Below are 21286 nucleotides of genomic sequence, written 5' to 3'. Positions count from 1 at the left end.
TCGATCAGGCCTTCGTCGCGGACGAACGGGCGCTTTCAATGTCTACAATGAGATACATGCCTGCACGGAGTCCTCGAGTCAGCGACCGCACCCAGCGGGCTCTGCGCTCACTGGGCGGTGCTCTACGGGTTCGACGCGAGGAACTCGGCGTGACCGCGGTGGTTGCCGCGGAGTCGGCAGGGATGTCTCGGGTTACGCTGCATCGCATCGAGTCCGGTTCGGCGTCCGTCACGATCGGCGCCTACGCCAATGCCGCAGCCGCACTCGGCATGCAGTTGACCTTCACTGATGCGATGCCGGACCGGTCCGCGGAGGTCGGCCCCGATGCTGCACAGAGTGCTGACCAGTCGGCGACGGAGAAGGTCCGTGTCGGTGACTATCCGCAGCTGCGAGTGATTTGTTGGCAGCTGGATGAGGACGCGGAGCTGTCACACGAGGAAGCCCTCCACCGGTACGAACGGGGGTGGCGCCACGTCGACCGGGCCGCTATGACCGAACGTGAGCGCTCATTCGTCCAACGGCTTGCCGACGAGTACAGCGGGGGTCTTCTCCTTGTTTGAGCGTCCGCATCACGTTCGCATCGCCGGACTCACCCGGACCGCGACCTGAAACCAACCCTCGCCCGGTTCGTCGCCGTCACACTGCGGTGCGGCGAGCGGTCTGGACGATCAGGAAGACGAGGAAGGGTCCGCCGACCGCGGCGGTGACGACGCCGACGGGGAGTCCGCCGGGCAGGAGAGTGCGGGTGAGTATGTCCGCGGCGAGTGTCATGGCGGCGCCGACGGTGCCCGAGAGGATCGGTGTCGGCTGGCCGGAGGCGGCCAGCCGGACCGCGATCTGCGGTGCCACGAGACCGACGAAGGCGATGGGGCCGGCGGCCGAGACGGCGAGGGACGCGACGATGACCGCCGTGAGCAGGGTGCCGTACACGGTGACGCCCAGACGCACACCGAGGCCGGTGGCGAGGTCGGGGCCGAGGCCGCTCACACCCAACGGCCGGGCGATCACGACGGTCCAGCACACGCCGACGGCGACGGCCGCGGCGGCCGCCGGGACCGCACTCCACCCCGAGTCGGCCAACGATCCGACCATCCACGTCTGCGCCATCTGCGCGTCGTAGATGTTCGCCCGCACCAACAGGTAGCCGGTCACCGACTGCAGCGTCCACGTCATCCCGACACCGATGAGCACCAGCCGCATCACGCCGGCCACCACCTGGCCGCGCCGCCACGCCAACGCGTACATCACAGCGGCGGTCCCGAGACCGCCGAGCAGAGCGGCCGTCGGCACACCCAACGTCCGCAGCGCCGAACCGACACTCGACGCCGTTGCCGTTAACGCCAGAACGGCAGCCGCCCCGGCTCCCGCCGTGATGCCGAGCAGATCGGGCGTCGCCAACGGATTACGAGTGATCACCTGGGTGAGGCAGCCGGCCAACCCCAACCCGAAACCGACGAACCCCGCGACGAGCACCCGAGGCAGCATGTCGTCGAAGATCACCACGTTCTCGGCGCGGGTCCCGCCGCCGAGCAGAATGCGGGCCACATCGACGGGCGTGGTGAACCCGACGGCCAATCCCGTCAGCGCCAACACCACCGCGACGACGGCCGCGAGCAGCGACCACATCGCCAGCCGGCGACGGATCACCCACGCGGTGCGGCCGACCGACACGACGGTGGCGCCGCCGACGACCGTGCGAGTGCGACTCATACCGACGCCACCGTCCGTCGCCGCGCCATCACGATGAGAGCGGGCCCGCCGAGCAGGGCGAGCACCACGCTCACCTGCAGTTCGGCGGGACGGCTGATCAACCGGCCGGCCACATCGCACACCAGGATCAACACCGCGCCCAGCATCGCCGAATACGGGACGAGCCACCGGTAATCGGCACCGGTGACGACGCGCGCCACATGGGGGACCACGAGGCCGAGGAAGACGATCGGCCCGCACGCGGCGGTCGCGGCCCCGGCGAGCAGCGTGATCCCGACGATCCCGGTGGCGCGGATCAGCATCACCCGGCCGCCGAGCGCCACCGTCATCGCGTCGCCGAGCGCGAGGACGTTGAGCAGCCGCCCGCTGACGAACGCCAACACCAGCCCGACCGCGACGAACGGCACCGTCGCCCACAAGATGTCGTCGCCGCGCCCGGCGAGGGCCCCGACATTCCAGTACCGCCACGTCTGCAGGGTGGCGCCGTCGCTCAACACCAGGGCCGACGAGACGGCGGTCAGGCAGGCGCTGAGGCCTGCGCCCGCCAACACGAGGGTGGCCGGCGACGACCCCGTCACCGACGACAGTCCGAAGACGGCGGCCGCCGCGACACCCGCGCCGACGAGCGCCATCGCCGTATTCGGCAGGGGACCGGCGAACCCGAACACGAACACCCCCGTCACCACCGCGCACGCGGCGCCCGCATTGATGCCGAGGAGCCCGGGGTCGGCGAGCGGATTGCGGGTATGGCCCTGGGTGAGAGCGCCGGCCGCGCCGATCGCGAGCCCCACCACGAGGCCGAGGGCGGTGCGGATCACCCGGTTGTGGATCAGGACGTCGAGGTCGCCGTCGGTGGGCGCCGTGCCGACGAGCGCGTCGACGACGTCGCCCGGCGGCACCGTCCGGCTCCCCACGGCGATGGACGCCAGGGCGGCCGCGGCGAGCACCACGGCCAGGACGCCGACACCCATCCACTTAGTCACGAAGGGAAACCTTACCTAATGTCCGGGTCGGTGGAACGGGTGGTTTCGGGTCGACTTCCGATGAATTCGTGTCACTCAGGTAACACTCAGGCGTGCAGGGGGCGATAGCAACGGTAAGGGCGCACCGTCGACCCGAGAACGAAAAACAGTGAACAGGTCATCGGGGGGATCCGACCGCGGGACGTGAGCGGCCGGACGACAGAAACACCGTCAGAGGAAACGAAAGGTTCTCGACATGAAGAAGACCCTGAAACGAGCAGCGGTCGCCGTCGCGGCAGCGGGCACGCTCGGTGCCGGCAGCATGGTCGCCGCACCGCAGGCGCAGGCCGCAGGTCCCGGCGACCTCCAGATCATCGGTGGCGTGAACTGCACCTTCAAGGCATGGGGCCCCAACTGGAGCGACGGACCGCAGTGGCAGATGCACCGCTGGATGGGCGTCAAGAACGTCGGCGGGTCGACCATGACCGGCGTGACCGTCAGCGAGTTCGGCGGCGCCAACCGGTGGGTGCCCGCAGGCAAGTACACCCCCGCGAAGGGCAAGACGGTTAAGACGAAGCGCGGCGAGCTCAGGGCGGGCCAGACCGCCATCGTCTTCTCCACGAAGTGGAAGGGCTGCTGGCCGTCGTCGATCTCGGGCTACACCATCGGACAGCAGGTGGAGAACCCGTTCAACAACGTCGGCTTCTGGCAGAACGTCCGCAAGGCCAAGCCCAAGGACGACAAGGGCGGTAAGCAGACGGATCCGGCGACCTCCGGAGACGACGCCAAGGAGTAGGCTCCGACGGCACGGCAAACACAGATCCGCCCCGAGGAAACCCTCGGGGCGGATCTGTCTGTCGCGGCCCGCGCGGGCCGCGCCCTACTTCTCGAGCTTGTGCGGTTCGGCGGCGGCGAGCATGTCCTCCCGCTCCACCACCTTGATCCGCTCGCGCCCCTCGGCCGCACCGAGCGACCGCTCGTGCTCATCGAGGCGGTACCAGCCGTCCCACGTGGTGTACGGAATCTTCCGCTCCTCGAGCAGATCGATCACCGCCGCCTCCGACGCGTCCTCGGGAACGTTGAGCTTCCCGTTCGTCATGTCGTTGACGATGCACTCCACCGTCTCGCTCGCATCACCCTTGGTGTGGCCGATCAGGCCCACGGGGCCGCGCTTGATCCAACCCGTCGTATACAGGCCCGTCAGATGCTCGCCCTCGTCGAACACGCGACCCGCCTCATTGGGGATCACACCCGCCTGATCGTCGAACGGGATCTCCGGCAGATTGTCCGACAGGTAACCCACCGCGCGGTACACGGCCGTCACATCCCAATCACGCGTCCGGCCCGTCGGCTTCACATTGCCGGTGCCGTCCAGCTCGGTCCGCTCGGTCCGCAGACCGACCACCTTGCCGTCGTCGCCGAGGATCTCGACCGGATTCTCGAAGAAATGCAGGAACAGCTTGTGGATCGCACCCTGCTTGGGTTCGCGGATCGCATAGTTCTCGATGATCGTCGCGACCTGATCGGTGATCTTGCTCGACCGGCGGGCGACAGCCGAACCCTCGTCGTACTCGATGTCCTCCGGGTCGACGATCACCTCGATGTTCGGCGAATGATCGAGCTCCTTGAGCTCCAACGGCGTGAACTTGGCCTGCGCCGGCCCGCGCCGCCCGAACACGTGCACCTCGACGGCCTTATTGGCCTTGAGCCCCTGATATACGTTGTGCGGGATCTCCGTCGGCAACAGCTCGTCACCGGTCTTCGCGAGCACGCGCGCCACGTCGAGCGCCACATTCCCCACACCGATGACGGCGACCTTCTCCTGCTCCAGCGGCCACTCGCGCGGAAAGTCGGGGTGCCCGTCGTACCAGGCGACGAACTCCGCCGCACCGTAACTCCGCTCCAGATCGACGCCCGGAATCTTGAGCGCCCGATCGTCGGTGGCCCCGGTCGAGAAGACGACCGCATCGTAATGCCTGCGCAGATCGGCCAACGTGATGTCGGTGCCGTAATCGATGTTGCCGAGCAGGCGCACCTGAGGCTTGTCGAGCACCTTGTGCAGCGCCGTGATGATGCCCTTGATCCGCGGGTGGTCGGGCGCGACGCCGTAGCGGATGAGACCGAAGGGGGCCGGCATCCGCTCGTACAGGTCGATGCTCACGCCGCGCGCAGCGGCGGTCTCCGACTTCATCAAGGCATCGGCGCAGTAGATGCCAGCCGGTCCGGCGCCGACGATCGCGACCCGCAACGGGCGGCTGTTGTCACTCATGAACAGGTGCTTCCTCAGCTGGATGGATAGTTGTCCCTCTACGGTAGGACGTGACGAGCGCCTACCAAAATTTCATTGTGAGGTTCACCTCAGTAGTGCACGGGTTGCTCCAAACCCTTGACGAAACGCCCGCCATGGACGTGTCCGCTTCGGGGAGAACGCCGGCGAACGTGCAGGACGCAGCCCGATACACTCGACGATCATGAGCGACGATCCCGAGCAGGACGATCCCCAGCAGGACGCCCCACCCGCCGACCACGAACCCGACGAACCCCGGTCGTGGAAAGCCGCGCTGCCGTTCATCATCGGCGGCGGCCTCGTCCTGATCCTGCTGCTCTGGGTGCTCATCGTCAACGTGGTGCGCCCCACCGAGGACCGGCTCACCGACTCGGCCAAAGTCCAGCACGTCGTCGACGCCGTCTACAGCGCCCGCAGCACCCTCGCCTACGACCGGTACCGCGACGCCTTCTGCGACGCCGACCGCGCCGCCGCCGACTTCCCCGACTCCGTCCGATTCGCCGCCGAGAACCGCAAGGCCAACGACGCCGACGGCCGCCTCGTGGTGCCCGACATGAAGGTCGAGGTCACCGGCGACCGGGCCACCGCCACCGTCACCTGGCATCGCGAGAACAGGACCGACGAACAGAAGACCACGATGACGCTGGTCAAGGTCGGCGACGACTGGAAGGTGTGCAGCCGATGAGCTACTCCGGCGACATCACCGCCCGCGACGCGTGGCGCCGCTTGTCGGAGAACCCGCGCGCCGTCCTCGTCGACTGCCGCACCCGCGCCGAATGGACCTTCGTCGGCGTCCCCGACCTCACCGAACTCGGCAAACACGTGATCTTCGTCGAATGGATCGACTACCCCGACGGCGCCCTGAACCCCGGTTTCGTCGCCGACCTGCGGGCCGCGGGCGTCGACGACGGCGACGAGGTCCTGTTCCTGTGCCGCTCCGGACACCGGTCGATCGGCGCAGCGGAGGCCGCCACCGCGGCCGGTATCGCGCAGGCGTACAACATTCTCGAGGGATTCGAAGGAGCCATCGACGCTGCGGGACACCGCGGCGCCGGCGGTTGGCGAGCGGACTCGCTGCCGTGGCGTCAGTCGTGAGGAGTACAACCAGATGAGCCGTGACCTACCCGAATGGGTGTCGCCCGAGACCATCGCCGTCCGCGGCGGCATCCTGCGGTCGGAGTTCTTCGAGACGTCCGAGGCGCTGTACCTGAACAGCGGATACGTGTACGAGACGGCCGAAGCCGCCGAACGCGCGTTCACCGGTGAGGACAAACGGTTCGTCTACACCCGCTACGGCAACCCGACCGTCGCGATGTTCCAGGAACGGCTCCGGCAGATCGAGGGCACCGAAGCCTGCTTCGCCACCGCCAGCGGTATGGCCGCGGTGTTCGTGGCGCTCGGCGCCCTCCTCAAGAAGGGCAGCCGGCTGGTCGCGGCACGCAGCCTGTTCGGCTCCTGCTTCGTGATCTGCAACGAGATCCTCCCCGCATGGGGCGTCGAAACCGAGTTCGTCGACGGCGACGACCTCGACCAGTGGGAGCGCGCGCTCGCGACCCCCGCCGACGCCGTCTTCTTCGAGACGCCGTCGAACCCGATGCAGACCCTCGTCGACGTCCGGAAGGTCGCCGACCTCGCGCACGCCGCCGGGGCGACCGTGGTGCTCGACAACGTCTTCGCGACGCCGCTGCTGCAACGCGGCCCCGAACTCGGCGCCGACGTGATCGTGTACTCGGGCACCAAGCACATCGACGGTCAGGGGCGCGTGATGGGCGGTGCCGTCCTCGGCACCGGCGACTTCATCGACGGCCCGGTCCGCGAACTCATGCGGCACACCGGTCCCGCGTTGAGCCCGTTCAACGCGTGGGTGATGCTCAAGGGCCTCGAGACCATGAAGATCCGCCTCGACCAGGCGGTGTCGACGGCACTGCGGGTCGCGGAGTTCCTCGACGCCGACCCGCGCGTGGCGCGGACCATCTACCCGTTCCTGCCGTCGCACCCCCAGTACGAGCTCGCGCGGGCGCAGATGGCCGGCGGCGGCACCGTCATCACCGTCGAACTCGCCGACCGCGGACCGGTCAGCGGCAAACAGCGGGCGTTCGAGGTGCTCAACGGGCTCTCGTTGATCGACATCTCCAACAATCTCGGCGACGCCAAGAGCCTCGTCACCCATCCGGCGACGACCACGCACCGCGCGATGGGACCCGACGGGCGGGCGGCGATCGGCCTCACCGACGCGATGGTCCGTCTCTCGGTGGGTCTGGAGAACGCCGACGACCTGATCCGCGACCTCGACACCGCCCTCGGCTGACCGGGGGCCGGTTCAGCGGAGCCGGTCGACGAGGGAGGCGTCGCCGAGCGCGGCGAGCACGGTACGGAATTTGGCGACGGTCTCGACGACCTCCGCGTCGGGGTCGGAGCCGTCGACGATGCCGCCGCCGGCCCACGCCTGCACCCGCGTCCCGGACGCGTCGAGTTCCAGACAGCGGATCGAGACCACCCATTCGCCGTCGCCGGCGGCGTCGCACCAGCCGACCGCGCCGGCGTAGAAGTCGCGTGGCCCCTCCACGTCGGCGATCAGCTCGGCGGCCGCGGTCCGGGGTGTTCCGCACACGGCGGGAGTCGGCGACAGGGCGGCCGCCAGATCGAGTGCCGTCACCTCCGGATGCGCGAGGACACCCGTGATCGGGGTCGCCAGATGCCACACCGCCGGTGTCGACTCGACGTCGGGCACCTCGGGATACGTGAGGTCGGCGCACCAGGGGCGGAGGGCGTCGAGGACGGCGTCGACGACGAATGCGTGCTCGCGGAGATCCTTGTCGGACGCCGCGAGCCGGTCGCGCGCGCGGGCGTCGGCCGCCGGGTCGGCGCTGCGCGGCGCGGACCCGGCGAACGGGTGGCAGGTGACCCGCGTTCCCTCCCGGCGGACCAGCAGTTCGGGGCTCGCCCCCACCAGCCAGTGCCCCTCGCGGTCGGGGGCGGCGTCGAGGGGGACGGCGAACCCGGTGGTCCGCGCGTCGAGCGGGAATCGGCGCAACAGATCGAGCGGATGGAGCGGTTCGGCGAGCCGCGCATCGAGCGTCCGCGCCAACACCACCTTCTCCACGCGGCCCGCCGCGATGGCGTGCAGTGCGCGGCGGATCCGATCACGGTGCAGGTCCGCATCGGTGACGCTCGCGTCGACCACCCGGGCTCCTGAGCGGGGGTCGCCGACGGGACCGTCGGCGGCGGGAGTGCGGGGCGCGTCGGCCACGGTGAACTCGCGGGGCGCGATGAGCGCCGCCACCCCCGACGCATCGAACCCGAACGCCCCGGTCACCACATCCACCGCCCCCGATCGGAGGGCGTCGGCCGCGGTGGCGACGTCGGTGAACTGCCGGGTCCGTCCCCGGCCGACCGTGGCGGAGGTCTCCTTGGCGAAGACGAACGACTCAGCAGCGACCACGACGGTCAGGGTACCGGGGTGCGATCCCGGCGCCGCACGCTAGACGGCCGTCCCCACCGAGAGGAGACGGTCGGCGACGATCTGTTTGCCGAGGTCCACGCCTTCGCTGGTGGGCGGCGGCCCCGCCGGATCGAAGTCGAAGCTGAACATCACCACGCACGACGACGAGTCCACCCGCGTCCCGAACCGCAGATTCCGCAGGTGGAACCGGTCCTTGTCGGACACGTCGACGGTGCCGGTCTGCCACTGATCCAGCCGGAGGTCGCCGTCGTTACCGGTGCAGTCGCGGCCGTACACCAGCGTCGCCCGCATGGCGTCGCTGGTCTCGCTGACGTTGATCGCCGCGATCGCCGCTTCCAGCGCCGCGGGCGGGCGCGTATCGCTCTCCGGGACCACGGCGAACGCCGGCTTGTCCTGGAACCGGATGGCCACCGACCGCCACCCGGGCGGCGTCGACATCGTCGCCGACAGGTTGCCCGCCAGATCGAACCGCTCCGGCGGTGTGCTCGCCGGCGTGCTCGATGAGGGGGCGCTCGACGACGGATCGTCGGCGCCGCCCCCGGAACCGTTCGACGCGGAGGTCTCCGAATCGGACTTCCACGGCTGCAGAATCCCGATCACGCCGCCACCGACCGCCAACGCCACCACGAGGACGAGCGCCACGATGAGACCGGTCTTCGGCGACTTCGGCGGCCGCCCCTGCGGCGGCATCCCCGGCATGCCCTGCTGCAGTGGGCCCTGCTGCAGTGGACCCTGTGGCGGCATGCCCTGCGGATACGGCGGATACGCGTTCGGACCGCCGCTCGGACCGGAGCCGGCAGCACCCGGGTGATCCCACGGATTCGTCACAGACGGATACCTTCCTGCACGGTGAGGTCCGACCCGCGAGGCGCGATCCGACCGGAGAGAGCCGGGCTGCCGAGAACCGTCAGCCCGGGTGGGCGTCAGCCCTTGAAACGGTCGACGGCCTCCTGAGCCACGACGATCGCCCGGTCCTTGCCGACCCAACCGCCGGCGGTGACCTCCTTGCCGGGCTCGAGATCCTTGTAGTGCTCGAAGAAGTGCGCGATGGCCTTGAGCTCGTAATCGTCGACGTCCGCGATGTCCTGGACGGAGTCCCACCGCGGGTCGCCCGCGGGCACCGCGAGAAGCTTGTCGTCGCCGCCGGCCTCATCGGTCATGGTGAACATGCCGACCACGCGCGCCTTCACGATCACACCCGGGAACACCGACTCGGGCAGCAGCACCATCGCGTCGAGCGGATCGCCGTCCTCACCGAGAGTGTGGTCGATGAAACCGTAATCGGCCGGGTACCCCATCGGGGTGTACAGGTACCGGTCGAGGTACACCTTGCCCGTCTCGTGGTCGATCTCGTACTTGTTGCGTCCGCCCTTGGGGATCTCGATCGTGACCTCGAACTCCATACCCTGGCCTCCTCTGTGGTGTGTGTGCTGCATGCGCGCGCGTGCGGCAGTGGTGAGAATTGCTTCGACGGGTCTCAACGATACTGTTGTCACCACCACCGACAGATCGCAGACCGGAGGATTCGTGGCGCAGCCGACAACTTCGCATGTCAGCCGGTTGCGCAGAGTCCTGCGCTGGCTGCTGGCGATCGTCCTGGTGCTGCTGTTGGCGGCCGGCGCGACCGCCGGCTGGTGGCTCTATCAGCATCGGGGCGACCCGGTGCCCGACGGGACGCCCGCCCGACCGGGACCCGTCTCCGTGCACCCCAGCATCTCACCGGTGCCCTCCGACGCACCGCAACCCACCGCTCGCGGTGTCGCCGCGGCCCTCCGCGGACCCCTCCGCGACCGGGCGTTGGGCACCCTCACCGGGCAGGTCTCCGATCCGCTGACCGGCAAGATCCTGTGGAAGCAGAAGGCCGGAGACGCCAGGACGCCGGCGTCGAACGCGAAGATCCTCACCGCATCGGCCGCCCTGCTGGCCCTCCCGCACGACGCCCGCATCACCACCCGCGTGGTCCTCGACTCCGACGGCACGGCCGTCATCGTCGGCGCCGGCGACCCCACGCTCACCTCCATCGACCGCGCCGACGGCAGCTTCTACTCCGACCCCGCCCGGATCGCCGACCTCGCCGACCAGATCAAACGGTCGGGACGCACCGTCACCGGCGTCGCCGTCGACGATTCGGCGTTCGACGGCCCCGACATGCAGAAGCGGTGGGACCGCCGCGACATCGAGGGCGGCGACATCGCCCCGCTGTCGGCGCTGATGGTCGACGGTGCGCGCGTGAAGCCCACCGAGGAGTACTCGCCGCGATCCACCGAATCGGCGAAGGACGCCGGCCGCGCCCTCGCCGACGCCCTCGGCGTCCACGCGACCGTCACCGAACGCAAGGCCCCCGGCGGCGCCGACGAGATCGCCGCGGTGCAGTCGGCACCGCTCACCGTCCGCGTCGGCGACATGATGCGGTTCAGCGACAACGTGCTCGCCGAATTCCTCGCCATGGAGATCTCCACCGCCCAGGGCGGGCCGATGAGCATCGAGGCCGGCACCGAGGCCGTCCTGTCGACGCTGCGGAAGAATTCGTTCGACGTCTCCGACGTGACCCTCGTGGACTCCTCGGGCCTCTCGTACGACGACAAGGTCCCGGCGGCCACCCTCGACGAAGTCATGGCCGCCGCCGCCGGCGACGGCCACCCGCTCATGCGGTCGCTGCTCGACTCGCTGCCCGTCGCCCGCGGCACCGGCACCCTCGCCGACCGGTTCGACCCGGAGGCGACGGCGGGCGCCGGATGGGTGCGGGCCAAGACCGGAACATTGACGGGCGTGAGTTCGTTGACCGGAATAGTGCAGACCGTCGACGGCCGCGTGCTGTCGTTCGCCCTCATGTCGGGCGGAACCTCGCCCGCCGACGCCCGCCCGGCGCTCGACGCGCTCGCCGGAGCCCTCCGCGACTGCGGATGCCGCTCCTGACCTCGGACCGGAAGGACGTTCCCGTGGACAACTCCCCAGCGGACCTCGCGACCAGTGACCCGGACGCCCCAGATCCCGGTATTGCAGATCCCGGTATTGCAGACCCCGGTGTTGCAGACCCCGGTATTGCAGACAACGTCGACTGGGGGCTGGCCGCGTCGGTCGGCAGACGCATCGCCCGCCCGGGCCCGAGGATCACCCGCTACACCGCCGACGCCGCGCGCGCCGAACTGCTCGACGCCTCCGTCCGCGCCGAGGGACCCGTCCGCGACGTCACCGGACTCGCCGACGGGCTCGCCGTCCCGACCGCCCGCGTGCTCGACCGGTCCGGCTGGATCGAGGCCGCCGCCACCTCCATGCCCGCCATGCTGAGCGCCCTGCCCGACCCTGCCGTCACCGACCCTGCCGCCACCGACCCTGCCGCCACCGACCCCGGCGCCACCGGTTTCGACGGCACAGGCACCGGATCCGATACGGGCGACCGGGAACCGGCGCAGCGCGGCGGCGGCCTGGGCGCCAAAATGGCCGGCGCCCAAGCCGGCGGCCTGCTCGCCTTCCTCTCGAGCGCCATCCTCGGCCAGTACGACCCGTTCAGCGCCGACCCCGAGACCGGCGACCCCGGCGTCCTCATGCTCGTGATGCCCAACATCATCGCCGTCGAACGCCAACTGCGCGTCGACCCGTCCGACTTCCGCCTGTGGGTGTGCCTCCACGAGGTGACCCACCGCGTCCAGTTCTCCGCCAACCCGTGGCTCGCCGACTACATGCGCAGCAACGTCGGCGTCCTCACCGACGCCGACGACGACTCGGTGGCCGCGATGGTCACCCGCATCACCGAGGGACTGCGCGGCGGCAGACCCCGCGAGAAGGGCGTCATCGGCCTCATGCAACTGCTCCAGAGCCCCGAGCAGTACGCGGCCTTCGAACGGGTCCTCGTGCTCGGCACCCTCCTCGAGGGGCACGCCGACCACGTGATGGACGCCGTCGGCCCCGCCCACGTACCCACCGTCGCCACCATCCGCGAAGCATTCGACCGCAGGCGGTCCGCACCCCGGAACCCCGTGCAGCGTCTGCTCCGCGCCCTGATCGGCATGGACGCCAAAATGGCCCAGTACGTGCGCGGCAAGGCCTTCGTCGACCACGTCGTCGACGCCGTCGGCATGCCGGCGTTCAACACCGTGTGGACCTCGCCGGAGACGATGCCGCTGATGTCCGAGATCGACCAGCCGGACCGATGGATCGAACGGGTGCTCTGACCGGCGACCCCGCCCAACGCGCCGTCGTCGGCGCCGTCCGGCGGTTCGCCGACCGCCATCGACTGACGCGCATCGCCGTCGGACTCTCCGGCGGCGCCGACTCCCTGGCCCTCACCGCCGCCGCCGTCCGCTCGGGACTCGACGTGCACGCCGTGGTGGTCGACCACGCGCTGCAGCACGGTTCCGACCGCGTCGCACACGACGCCGCCGACACCGCCCGGACCCTCGGCGCGACCGCCGAGATCCGGAGCGTCACGGTCGACGCCGACGGCGGCCCCGAGGCGGCCGCCCGACGGGCCCGCTACGCGGCGCTCGACGCCGCCCGCGACGGACGCCCGGTACTCCTCGGCCACACCCTCGACGACCAGGCCGAGACGGTCCTCCTCGGACTCGGACGCGGGTCCGGTGCGCGGTCGCTGGCCGGAATGCGGCCGTGGCGGCCGCCGTGGGGACGTCCGCTGCTCGACGTGCGCCGCGCCCAGACCCGCGACGCCTGCCGCGGCTGGGGCCTGCCCGTCTGGGACGACCCGCACAACGTCGACCCGCGATTCACCCGCGTCCGGCTCCGCACCGAGGTGCTCCCACTGCTCGACGACGTCCTCGGCGGCGGAGTCGCCGACGCCCTGGCGCGCACCGCGACACAACTGCGCGACGACGCCGACGCCCTCGACGAACCGGCCGACCGCCTGCTCGCCGAGACCGCCCACGACCGCGCCCTGCGCATCGACGCGCTCGACGGCCGTCCGACGGCACTGCGCACCCGCGTCCTGCGCCGCTGGCTCATCTCGATCGGCGCCGTCGAACCCGGCCACCGCACGGTGAGCGCCGTCGACGCCCTCGTGACGCACTGGCACGGTCAGGGGCCGATCGCCGTCGGCGGCGACGCCGACCACCGGCTCGTGGTGGAACGGGTCGGCGGCGATCTCACCGCCCGCCGCATCCCGCGGTGAGACCGCACCCGACAGCCCGAAAACGCCTCCGGATTCTCACCGCCCCGCGGCGGCGTGCGAGACTGAGAAACGTGGACTCCGACGACTGCTATGGCGAAGACATCGAAGACGTCCTGATCACTCGGGAACAGATCCAGGAACGCACCCGGGAGATGGCCCGGGTCGTCGGCGAACGCTACCGGGACGCACCCCAGGACCTCGTGCTCATCGGAGTGCTCAAGGGCGCTGTGATGTTCATGACGGACTTCGCCCGCGCGCTCCCGATCCCGTCGCAACTCGAGTTCATGGCAGTCTCGAGCTACGGCTCCTCGACGTCGTCGTCGGGCGTCGTGCGGATCCTCAAAGACCTCGACCGCGACATCACCGACCGCGACGTCCTCATCGTCGAAGACGTCATCGACTCCGGTCTCACCCTGTCGTGGCTGATCAAGAACCTGGCGACCCGGTCGCCGCGGTCGCTCGACGTGGTCACGCTGCTCCGCAAACCCGACGCGGTCCGCGCCAACCTGGAAGTCAGCGACGTCGGCTTCGACATCCCCAACGAGTTCGTCGTCGGGTACGGCCTGGACTACGCCGAGCGGTACCGAGACCTGCCGTATGTGGGGCGCCTGCACCCGTCGGTGTACTCGTCCTGAGCGACCCCTGGAACAACCGGCAGCCCCGAGTCGTTGACGTTGAGGTCGGAGTGCCGACTAGGACGGGTAGCCTCGTACTTCGAGCCGACGGGAAGGACAAGGAGCCCGGATCACCGACGCCGCCGCGTCACCGGTGAACCGGGTTCGTGCAGAGACGCATGAATCGCAAGACACTGTTCCGGAATCTGGCCATCGTGGCCGTCATCCTGTTCGCCCTATGGGGCTTCAGCGAGCTGCGCAACTCCGACCGCGAGTACTCCGAAGTCGACACGTCGGTCGCGATGGCGCAGCTGAACGCCAAGAACATCGAGTCGGTGCAGATCGACGACCGGGAGCAACGGCTCCGGATCACCTTGAAGAAGGCGATCAAGGTCGACGACAGCGACGCCACCAAGATCATGGCCCAATACCCGTCGGGCGTCTCGAGTCGCATCTTCGACTCGGTGGTCAAGACCGGTGCCGACTACCAGACCAACATCACCAAGGACTCGGGGATCCTGCAGTCGCTGCTGATCTTCGTCCTCCCGATGATCATCCTGTTCGGCCTGTTCTTCTTCGTCATGACCCGCATGCAGGGTGGACGCGGCGGCGTGATGGGCTTCGGCAAATCCAAGGCCAAGCAGCTCACCAAGGACATGCCGAAGACCACGTTCGCCGACGTGGCCGGCTCCGACGAGGCCGTCGAAGAACTCGACGAGATCCGCGACTTCCTGCAGAACCCGGCCCGCTACCAGGCCCTCGGCGCCAAGATCCCCAAGGGCGTGCTGCTCTACGGTCCGCCCGGAACCGGTAAGACGCTGCTGGCGCGCGCCGTCGCCGGCGAGGCCGGCGTGCCGTTCTTCACGATCTCCGGCTCCGACTTCGTGGAGATGTTCGTCGGCGTCGGCGCCTCCCGCGTCCGCGACATGTTCGAGCAGGCCAAACAGAACAACCCGTGCATCATCTTCGTCGACGAGATCGACGCCGTCGGACGCCAGCGCGGTGCCGGTCTCGGCGGCGGTCACGACGAGCGCGAGCAGACCCTCAACCAGCTCCTCGTGGAGATGGACGGCTTCGGCGAGCGTTCCGGGGTCATCGTCATGGCGGCCACCAACCGGCCCGACATCCTCGACCCGGCACTGCTGCGCCCCGGTCGCTTCGACCGGCAGATCCCCGTCGGCAACCCCGACATCGCGGGCCGCAAGGCCATCCTGGCCGTCCACGCCAAGGGCAAGCCGATCGCACCCGACGCCGACCTCGACGGTCTGGCCAAGCGGACGCCCGGCATGTCGGGCGCCGACCTGGCGAACGTCATCAACGAGGCCGCACTGCTCACCGCCCGCGAGAACCAGACGGTGATCACCGGTGAGGCGTTGGAGGAGGCCGTCGACCGCGTGATCGGCGGTCCGCGCCGCAAGAGCCGCGTCATCAGCGAACACGAGAAGAAGGTCGTCGCCTACCACGAGAGCGGTCACACGCTCGCGGCGTGGGCGATGCCCGACCTCGACCCGATCTACAAGGTCACGATCCTGGCTCGCGGCCGCACCGGCGGTCACGCGCTGGCCGTACCCGAGCAGGACAAGGAGCTGATGACCCGCTCCGAGATGCTCGCGCGACTCGTGATGACGATGGGCGGCCGCGCCGCCGAGGAACTGGTGTTCCACGAGCCGACGACGGGCGCGAGCTCCGACATCGACCAGGCCACCAAGGTCGCTCGCGCGATGGTGACCGAGTACGGCATGAGCGCCCGGCTGGGTGCTGTCCGCTACGGCCAGGAGCAGGGCGACCCGTTCCTCGGCCGCGGGATGGGCTCGTCGCAGGACTTCTCGGCCGGGGTGGCCGCGGAGATCGACGCGGAGGTGCGCGACCTCATCGAGGCCGCCCACACCGAGGCGTGGTCGATCCTCAACGAGTACCGCGACGTCCTCGACGTCCTCGCCGGCGCCCTCCTGGAGAAGGAGACGCTGGTCCGCAAGGATCTCGAGAAGATTCTGACCGACGTCACCAAGCGGGGTCGGATCACCAAGTTCGACGACTTCGGTGAACGCACCCCGAGCGCCAAACCGCCGATCAAGACGCCGGGCGAACTGGCCGCCGAGCGAGGTGAGCCGTGGCCGCCGGTCGAGACGCCGGCACCGGTCCCGGCGGGTGCCGCACCCGCGGGCGGGCAGGCGCAGCCGGCGGGTTACCCGCCGTACGGGCAGCCGCCCCAATACGGGTCACCCCAGTACGGGGGACCGCCGTACGGTCAGCCCCAGCCTCCCCAGTACGGGGCACCGCAGCCGCATGGGGCGCCCCAGCAGTACGGGGCACCGCAGCAGTACGGGGCACCGCAGGGCCAGACACCCCAGAACGAGACACCCCAGAACGGTGCACCCCAGAACGGGGCACCCCAGAACGGGGACCAGCCGGCGGGAGATCAGCAGGCTGGGGACCAGCAGCCTGGAGACCAGCAGGCGGGCGGCCCGCGTCCCGGCGGCACCCGTCCCGACTACGGCGCCCCGCGCGACTGGTCGGCACCCGGCTGGCCGCCGTCCGACGAGACGCGCGGCCGCTGAGCCGAACAACCGGCGAGGACTACAGGGTTTTCAGGACTACAGGGTTGTCAGGGACTACAGGGTTCGGAAAAGGGAAAGCACAGATGACCGAGATCCAACAGCATTCGGTGGACGCTCTGACGGTGGTGTCCGGTGACGCCGAGCGCGTGTTCGATCAAGAACGTGCCGAGGCCGCGGTCCGCGAACTGCTGATCGCGGTCGGCGAGGACCCCGATCGAGCCGGACTCCGCCGCACCCCAGCACGCGTCGCGAACGCCTACCGCGAGATGTTCGCCGGCCTCTACACCGACCCCGACGAGGTCCTCGCCACCGTCTTCGACGAAGACCACGAGGAACTCGTCCTGGTGAAGGACATCCCGATGTACTCCACCTGCGAACACCACCTCGTCTCCTTCCACGGCGTCGCCCACGTCGGCTACATCCCCGGCGAGAGCGGCCAGGTCACCGGCCTGTCCAAACTCGCCCGCGTCGTCGACCTGTACGCCAAACGCCCGCAGGTGCAGGAACGCCTCACCAGCCAGATCGCCGACGCCCTGGTCCGCAGACTCGACCCGCGCGGCGTGATCGTCGTCATCGAGGCCGAACACCTCTGCATGGCGATGCGCGGAATCCGGAAACCGGGCGCCCGCACCACCACCTCCGCGGTACGCGGCCTGTTCAAGACCAGTGCGGTCTCGCGCGGCGAAGCCCTCGATCTCATCACCCGGTGACCTCCGCGACCGCGGCCGACCCCGACCGCACCCTGGTGATGGGCGTCGTGAACGTCACGGCCGACTCGTTCTCCGACGGCGGCCGCTACCTCGACCTCGACGACGCCGTGGCACACGGTCTGCGCCTCCTCGACCAGGGCGCCGACATCATCGACGTCGGCGGTGAGTCGACCCGACCCGGCGCCGTCCGCGTCGACCCCGACACCGAGTCGGCCCGCGTCGTCCCCGTGATCCGCGACCTCGCCGCCGCAGGAGCCCGAGTATCGGTCGACACCATGCGGGCCGCCGTGGCCGCCGACGCCCTCGACGCCGGCGCCGCCCTCGTCAACGACGTGTCCGGGGGCCGCGCCGACCCGCGGATGGCGCCCCTCATGGCGCAGACCCGCGCACCGTGGATCCTCATGCACTGGCGCCCGACCACCGGCCCCACCGGCGGCGACCGCCACTTCACCCACCGCGTCAACGACGCCGGCGGATACCGCGACGTCGTCGCCGAGGTGTCGGGCGAACTGCTCGGCCAAGTCGACGCCGCCGTCGCCGCAGGCGTCGACCCCGACCAGATCATCCTCGACCCCGGACTCGGGTTCGCGAAGACTGCCGACCACAACTGGGCGCTCCTGCACGCCCTGCCGACCCTCGTCGGCCTCGGCTTCCCCGTCCTCATCGGCGCCTCCCGCAAACGGTTCCTCGGGGCGCTGCTGGCGCGCGACGGCGTCGACCGCGAACCCGCGGGACGCGAAGTCGCGACCGCGGCGATCTCCACACTGTCGGCTCATGGGGGAGCATGGGGGGTACGGGTGCACGACGTCGTGTCGAGCCGCGACGCGATCGAGGTCGCTCACGCCTGGCGCGGCGGCGGCCGGAGAGGGGATGGGCATGGCTGACCGGATCGAACTGAAGGGCCTGCGAGTCCGCGGGAACCACGGCGTCTTCGACCACGAACGTCGCGACGGCCAGGAGTTCGTCATCGACGTCACACTGTGGGTCGACCTGTCGGCGGCCGCCGAGAGCGACGACCTGAACGACACCGTCGACTACGGCGAGCTGGCACAACGCGCACACGACGTCGTCGCGGGCGAACCGTGCAACCTCATCGAGACCCTCGGCGCGCGGATCGCCGACTCGATCATGGACGACACCCGCATCTCGGCGTGCGAGGTCACCGTGCACAAACCGTCGGCGCCGATCCCGCTGACCTTCGACGACGTCGCCGTCGTCACCCGACGATCGGTCAAGACCCGCGCGATCGCGGAGGCGAGGCGGGCCGCGCGATGACCACGCGCGCCGTGCTGTCGGCCGGATCGAACATCGGTGACAGCCGGGCCCGACTGCGGGAGGTCGCGGAGGCATTGGCCGACGACCTCGTCGCCGTGTCGGGCGTCTACCGGACGGCACCGTGGGGCGGAGTGCGCCAAGACGACTTCCTCAACGTGACGCTGATCGCCGAGGGCGAGCGTCGACCGATCGACTGGCTCGACTTCTGTCGCCGCGCCGAGCAGGCCGCCGACCGCGTGCGCGACGTCCGGTGGGGACCGCGAACGCTCGACGTCGACGTCATCGACATCGCCGCCGACTTCCAGACCGCCGACTTCCAGACCGCCGACTTCCAGACCGTCGTCTCCGACGACGAGGAGTTGACGCTCCCGCACCCGCGGGCCGCACAGCGCGCGTTCGTCCTCGTCCCGTGGCTCGAGATCGACGCGGACGCCCGGCTGTGGACCCCGTCGGGGCCGGCCGCCGTGACCGACCTCGTCGCCGCCCTCGATCCGGACGAGACCGCCGGCGTCGTACGGGTCGGTGATCTCGCATGACCGCCCCCGAACCGGGGCGCCGCCCACCGGGCTCCGAGCCGGACGACGACGACCGGATGGGCCCCACGCGGATCCGCGACCTCGTGGTGATCGCGGCCGTCGCCGGGATCGCGATGTGGATCCTCATCCGCTACAACTACGGCGACTTCCCTCCGCTGCCGTGGCCGGCCGGCCTCCTGTTCTACGTGCTCGCCGTCATCGAGGTGATCATCGGTTTCATCGTCCGTGCACGGGTCGCGAACCGGGAGGTCGGAGCGGCGCGCGGCCAACTGCACCCCATCACGGCGGCACGCCTCGTGGCGTTGGCGAAGGCGTCGGCGATCCTGGGCGCCATCGCCGCCGGCGGCTGGACCGGGGTGCTCGCCTTCCTCTACACCAACGGAATCCTCGACGCCGCCCGCGCCGACCGTCCGGCGGCGATCGTCGGTGCGGTCGGCGGCGTGCTGCTGGCCGCGGCCGCCGTCTGGCTGGAGCACTGCTGCCGCGCCCCCGACGATCCGGAGCCCGACGGCGCCGATCCGGAGCGGCCCCCGCAACTGGCCTGATAGTTCGACTCTCCGCACCGGAGTGGCGTGAAGGATGGGGTCGGCGGGTAAGTTTGCCACCATGACTTCGAAGGAACGATCCGAAGAGGCCAGCCGTACCCCGACCTCTTCGGGTGGACAGTGGTTGATCGGGTCGCTCATCGTCCTCGCCCTCGCGGCGAGCCTGCTGATGCTCTTCGGAAACGACTTCTCGCTGCCCGCAACCATCTCCGTCATCGCCGCACTGTGGGCCGCCGTGATCGGCGGCGTGCTCGTCACCAAATACCGCAAGCAGGCGGAGGTGGCCGAGACCCGCAGCCGCGATCTGCGACTGGTGTACGAGCTGCAGTTGGAGCGCGAGATCGCCGCACGCCGCCAGTACGAGACCGACGTGGAGTCGGCGATCCGCGAGGAGATGAGCCACGACGCCAACGTCGAGCTCGAAGAACTCAAGGCGCAGGTGCTCGCCCTCCGCGCGAGCCTGGAGCATCTGCTCGGCACGCCGCTGCCCGATGTGCGGGCGGCGATCGGACTGGAACGTCCGCGCGAACTCGGTACGGGACAGAGCGCCGGCTTCACCGCCGCCGGCGCCGACGACCGCGTGGCCGCCGACCGCGACTTCGCCAGCACGGCCCCGCCCGCCGACGCGGGACGGCACGCTCCCGCCGCCGAGGAGCCGCAGGCCGGCCCCGCCGAGCGTCCGGCGGCCGCTCAACCCGCCCAGCCCGACGTCGCCGATCTCACCGAGATCATTCCGGTGGTCACCGATGATCCGGCCGACGGCGACTATGAGGACGAGTACAGCCGACAGGAGTACGGGCAGCAGGAGTACAGGCAGCAGGAGTACAGGGACACCGAGTACAGGGACACCGAGTACAGGGACACCGAGTACAGGGACGACCAGTACAGGGAACCGGCGTACATGCGGCAGCGCTCCGGTGCTCACTACCGTGACGAGCAGGACCAGTACGACCAGCGCGACCGGTACGAGCAGCAGGCACAGTACGACCAGCAGGCCCAGTATGACCAGCAGGCCCAGTATGACCAGCAGGCCCAGTATGAGCGAGCCCAATACGAGCAGGCCCAATACGAGCAGGCCCAGTACCAGCAAGCCCAGTACGAGCAGCAGGCTCGCTACCAGCAGGCCCAGTACGAGCAGGCGGGCGCGCATTCGGGGCCGTTCGAACGCGTCGCATACGGTGCCGGCGCCTACGAGCCGCCGGCCGACGACGCCCAGCAGGGCGGCGAACAGTCGCGCGGTCGCCGCGCAGCCCCCGACGACGGCGCACACAGCGCCGGACAACCCGCGTCGGAACTCCTCGACCGACTCCGTCAAGCCCGCGAACAGCAGGGCGGGGGCCGTCGGCGTCGTCCCGAGTGAGCGCCCCGACATCCCCTCGGAACGGGGGCGGAACGGGATCGCCGGCCGGTGAAAACTGTCACACCGCGTAGCCGCGCACGGTGACGCGCGCCTATCCTTCGTCCAGGAACGTCTGGTACCCGAGGCCCCACCGAGAGCCGGGAC

General features: G+C 70.0%; 22 protein-coding genes. 16 read left to right on the top strand and 6 right to left on the bottom strand.

The annotated features are described in order from the left end of the window. Window positions 1-38 precede the first annotated feature (38 nt). Window positions 39-560, top strand: coding sequence for a helix-turn-helix domain-containing protein (locus G528_RS0102090; protein WP_026917528.1), 522 nt, complete (start codon window positions 39-41; stop codon window positions 558-560). Between the two features lie 76 nt (window positions 561-636). On the opposite strand, the gene G528_RS0102085 is transcribed toward G528_RS0102090, so the two are convergent. Both G528_RS0102085 and G528_RS0102080 read right to left on the bottom strand, forming a co-directional pair. Beyond that, on the bottom strand, window positions 637-1710 hold the full coding sequence (locus tag G528_RS0102085) for a FecCD family ABC transporter permease (protein WP_026917527.1): 1074 nt from the start codon (window positions 1708-1710) through the stop codon (window positions 637-639). Next, on the bottom strand, window positions 1707-2681 hold the full coding sequence (locus G528_RS0102080) for a FecCD family ABC transporter permease (RefSeq protein WP_211220591.1): 975 nt from the start codon (window positions 2679-2681) through the stop codon (window positions 1707-1709). The genes G528_RS0102085 and G528_RS0102080 overlap by 4 nt, the downstream gene beginning before the upstream one ends. 247 nt (window positions 2682-2928) lie before the next feature. Here G528_RS0102080 and G528_RS0102075 point away from each other — a divergent pair, with 247 nt between their 5' ends. Further along, on the top strand, window positions 2929-3468 hold the full coding sequence (locus tag G528_RS0102075; protein WP_026917525.1) for a hypothetical protein: 540 nt from the start codon (window positions 2929-2931) through the stop codon (window positions 3466-3468). Window positions 3469-3552: 84 nt separating this feature from the next. Here G528_RS0102075 and G528_RS0102070 read toward each other — a convergent pair whose 3' ends face one another. Next, window positions 3553-4941, bottom strand: coding sequence for an FAD-dependent oxidoreductase (locus G528_RS0102070; RefSeq protein WP_026917524.1), 1389 nt, complete (start codon window positions 4939-4941; stop codon window positions 3553-3555). 202 nt (window positions 4942-5143) lie between these two features. On the opposite strand from G528_RS0102070, the gene G528_RS0102065 reads away from it, so the two are divergent. The 3 genes from G528_RS0102065 to G528_RS0102055 are packed head-to-tail and all read left to right on the top strand — an operon-like array spanning window position 5144 to window position 7267. Further along, window positions 5144-5644 (top strand): Rv0361 family membrane protein, encoded by a 501-nt coding sequence (locus tag G528_RS0102065; protein WP_026917523.1) that lies wholly within the window; start codon window positions 5144-5146, stop codon window positions 5642-5644. After that, window positions 5641-6054 carry a rhodanese-like domain-containing protein gene (locus tag G528_RS0102060; RefSeq protein WP_026917522.1) on the top strand — a complete coding sequence of 138 codons (414 nt, stop codon included), beginning with the start codon at window positions 5641-5643 and terminating at the stop codon, window positions 6052-6054. Before G528_RS0102065 ends, G528_RS0102060 begins: the two co-directional genes overlap by 4 nt. A gap of 13 nt (window positions 6055-6067) precedes the next feature. After that, a complete protein-coding gene (locus tag G528_RS0102055) occupies window positions 6068-7267 on the top strand; it encodes an O-succinylhomoserine sulfhydrylase (protein WP_026917521.1) in 1200 nt (399 codons plus the stop codon). Window positions 7268-7279: 12 nt separating this feature from the next. Here G528_RS0102055 and G528_RS0102050 read toward each other — a convergent pair whose 3' ends face one another. From G528_RS0102050 to G528_RS0102040, 3 genes are all read right to left on the bottom strand, one after another. Beyond that, window positions 7280-8401 carry an isochorismate synthase gene (locus tag G528_RS0102050; RefSeq protein WP_035718536.1) on the bottom strand — a complete coding sequence of 374 codons (1122 nt, stop codon included), beginning with the start codon at window positions 8399-8401 and terminating at the stop codon, window positions 7280-7282. A 39-nt stretch (window positions 8402-8440) separates the two neighbouring features. Beyond that, window positions 8441-9250 carry a hypothetical protein gene (locus G528_RS0102045; protein WP_026917519.1) on the bottom strand — a complete coding sequence of 270 codons (810 nt, stop codon included), beginning with the start codon at window positions 9248-9250 and terminating at the stop codon, window positions 8441-8443. A 95-nt stretch (window positions 9251-9345) separates the two neighbouring features. Then, a complete protein-coding gene (locus tag G528_RS0102040) occupies window positions 9346-9825 on the bottom strand; it encodes an inorganic diphosphatase (RefSeq protein ID WP_026917518.1) in 480 nt (159 codons plus the stop codon). A gap of 124 nt (window positions 9826-9949) precedes the next feature. Between G528_RS0102040 and dacB the strand changes: the two genes are divergently transcribed. The 11 genes from dacB (at window position 9950) to G528_RS18135 (ending at window position 21142) form a co-directional block, all read left to right on the top strand. Next, on the top strand, window positions 9950-11338 hold the full coding sequence (gene dacB / locus G528_RS0102035) for a D-alanyl-D-alanine carboxypeptidase/D-alanyl-D-alanine endopeptidase (protein WP_051198173.1): 1389 nt from the start codon (window positions 9950-9952) through the stop codon (window positions 11336-11338). Between the two features lie 23 nt (window positions 11339-11361). Beyond that, entirely contained in the window at window positions 11362-12594 is a 1233-nt protein-coding gene (locus G528_RS0102030) for a zinc-dependent metalloprotease (protein ID WP_245569643.1), read from the top strand. Beyond that, on the top strand, window positions 12573-13544 hold the full coding sequence (tilS, locus tag G528_RS0102025) for a tRNA lysidine(34) synthetase TilS (protein WP_026917515.1): 972 nt from the start codon (window positions 12573-12575) through the stop codon (window positions 13542-13544). Before G528_RS0102030 ends, tilS begins: the two co-directional genes overlap by 22 nt. 71 nt (window positions 13545-13615) lie before the next feature. Further along, window positions 13616-14179, top strand: coding sequence for a hypoxanthine phosphoribosyltransferase (gene hpt, locus G528_RS0102020; protein ID WP_026917514.1), 564 nt, complete (start codon window positions 13616-13618; stop codon window positions 14177-14179). Between the two features lie 158 nt (window positions 14180-14337). Continuing rightward, on the top strand, window positions 14338-16716 hold the full coding sequence (ftsH, locus tag G528_RS16095; RefSeq protein ID WP_035718664.1) for an ATP-dependent zinc metalloprotease FtsH: 2379 nt from the start codon (window positions 14338-14340) through the stop codon (window positions 16714-16716). A gap of 83 nt (window positions 16717-16799) precedes the next feature. Next, window positions 16800-17426, top strand: a complete 627-nt coding sequence (folE, locus tag G528_RS0102010; RefSeq protein ID WP_026917513.1) for a GTP cyclohydrolase I FolE — start codon at window positions 16800-16802, stop codon at window positions 17424-17426. 38 nt (window positions 17427-17464) lie between these two features. Next, the gene (gene folP, locus G528_RS0102005; RefSeq protein ID WP_035718662.1) at window positions 17465-18310 is read left to right on the top strand and encodes a dihydropteroate synthase; all 846 of its coding nucleotides are present in this window, start codon (window positions 17465-17467) and stop codon (window positions 18308-18310) included. Next, window positions 18303-18701, top strand: coding sequence for a dihydroneopterin aldolase (gene folB, locus G528_RS0102000; RefSeq protein WP_026917511.1), 399 nt, complete (start codon window positions 18303-18305; stop codon window positions 18699-18701). Before folP ends, folB begins: the two co-directional genes overlap by 8 nt. Next, the gene (gene folK, locus G528_RS0101995; RefSeq protein WP_026917510.1) at window positions 18698-19237 is read left to right on the top strand and encodes a 2-amino-4-hydroxy-6-hydroxymethyldihydropteridine diphosphokinase; all 540 of its coding nucleotides are present in this window, start codon (window positions 18698-18700) and stop codon (window positions 19235-19237) included. Before folB ends, folK begins: the two co-directional genes overlap by 4 nt. Further along, entirely contained in the window at window positions 19234-19782 is a 549-nt protein-coding gene (locus tag G528_RS0101990) for a DUF3180 domain-containing protein (protein ID WP_026917509.1), read from the top strand. Before folK ends, G528_RS0101990 begins: the two co-directional genes overlap by 4 nt. A gap of 61 nt (window positions 19783-19843) precedes the next feature. Beyond that, window positions 19844-21142 carry a DUF6779 domain-containing protein gene (locus tag G528_RS18135; protein ID WP_026917508.1) on the top strand — a complete coding sequence of 433 codons (1299 nt, stop codon included), beginning with the start codon at window positions 19844-19846 and terminating at the stop codon, window positions 21140-21142. Window positions 21143-21286 lie beyond the last annotated feature (144 nt).

Source organism: Gordonia shandongensis DSM 45094 (genome assembly GCF_000423025.1).
Classification (GTDB): domain Bacteria; phylum Actinomycetota; class Actinomycetes; order Mycobacteriales; family Mycobacteriaceae; genus Gordonia; species Gordonia shandongensis.
Note: the sequence above shows the minus strand (reverse complement) of the source record. Positions and strands in the feature narration are given on the sequence as shown.

Excerpts from the sequence above, each read along its gene's own strand:
- G528_RS0102075 (WP_026917525.1), top strand. The coding sequence starts at position 2,929 with ATGAAGAAGACCCTGAAACGAGCAGCGGTCGCCGTCGCGGCAGCGGGC.
- G528_RS0102080 (WP_211220591.1), bottom strand. The coding sequence starts at position 2,681 with ATGGGTGTCGGCGTCCTGGCCGTGGTGCTCGCCGCGGCCGCCCTGGCG.
- G528_RS0102090 (WP_026917528.1), top strand. The coding sequence starts at position 39 with ATGTCTACAATGAGATACATGCCTGCACGGAGTCCTCGAGTCAGCGAC.
- G528_RS0101990 (WP_026917509.1), top strand. The coding sequence starts at position 19,234 with ATGACCGCCCCCGAACCGGGGCGCCGCCCACCGGGCTCCGAGCCGGAC.
- folP (WP_035718662.1), top strand. The coding sequence starts at position 17,465 with ATGGGCGTCGTGAACGTCACGGCCGACTCGTTCTCCGACGGCGGCCGC.
- G528_RS0102040 (WP_026917518.1), bottom strand. The coding sequence starts at position 9,825 with ATGGAGTTCGAGGTCACGATCGAGATCCCCAAGGGCGGACGCAACAAG.
- folB (WP_026917511.1), top strand. The coding sequence starts at position 18,303 with ATGGCTGACCGGATCGAACTGAAGGGCCTGCGAGTCCGCGGGAACCAC.
- G528_RS0102065 (WP_026917523.1), top strand. The coding sequence starts at position 5,144 with ATGAGCGACGATCCCGAGCAGGACGATCCCCAGCAGGACGCCCCACCC.
- folE (WP_026917513.1), top strand. The coding sequence starts at position 16,800 with ATGACCGAGATCCAACAGCATTCGGTGGACGCTCTGACGGTGGTGTCC.
- G528_RS0102055 (WP_026917521.1), top strand. The coding sequence starts at position 6,068 with ATGAGCCGTGACCTACCCGAATGGGTGTCGCCCGAGACCATCGCCGTC.
- G528_RS0102070 (WP_026917524.1), bottom strand. The coding sequence starts at position 4,941 with ATGAGTGACAACAGCCGCCCGTTGCGGGTCGCGATCGTCGGCGCCGGA.
- ftsH (WP_035718664.1), top strand. The coding sequence starts at position 14,338 with ATGAATCGCAAGACACTGTTCCGGAATCTGGCCATCGTGGCCGTCATC.
- tilS (WP_026917515.1), top strand. The coding sequence starts at position 12,573 with ATGGATCGAACGGGTGCTCTGACCGGCGACCCCGCCCAACGCGCCGTC.
- G528_RS0102060 (WP_026917522.1), top strand. The coding sequence starts at position 5,641 with ATGAGCTACTCCGGCGACATCACCGCCCGCGACGCGTGGCGCCGCTTG.
- G528_RS18135 (WP_026917508.1), top strand. The coding sequence starts at position 19,844 with ATGACTTCGAAGGAACGATCCGAAGAGGCCAGCCGTACCCCGACCTCT.
- folK (WP_026917510.1), top strand. The coding sequence starts at position 18,698 with ATGACCACGCGCGCCGTGCTGTCGGCCGGATCGAACATCGGTGACAGC.
- G528_RS0102085 (WP_026917527.1), bottom strand. The coding sequence starts at position 1,710 with ATGAGTCGCACTCGCACGGTCGTCGGCGGCGCCACCGTCGTGTCGGTC.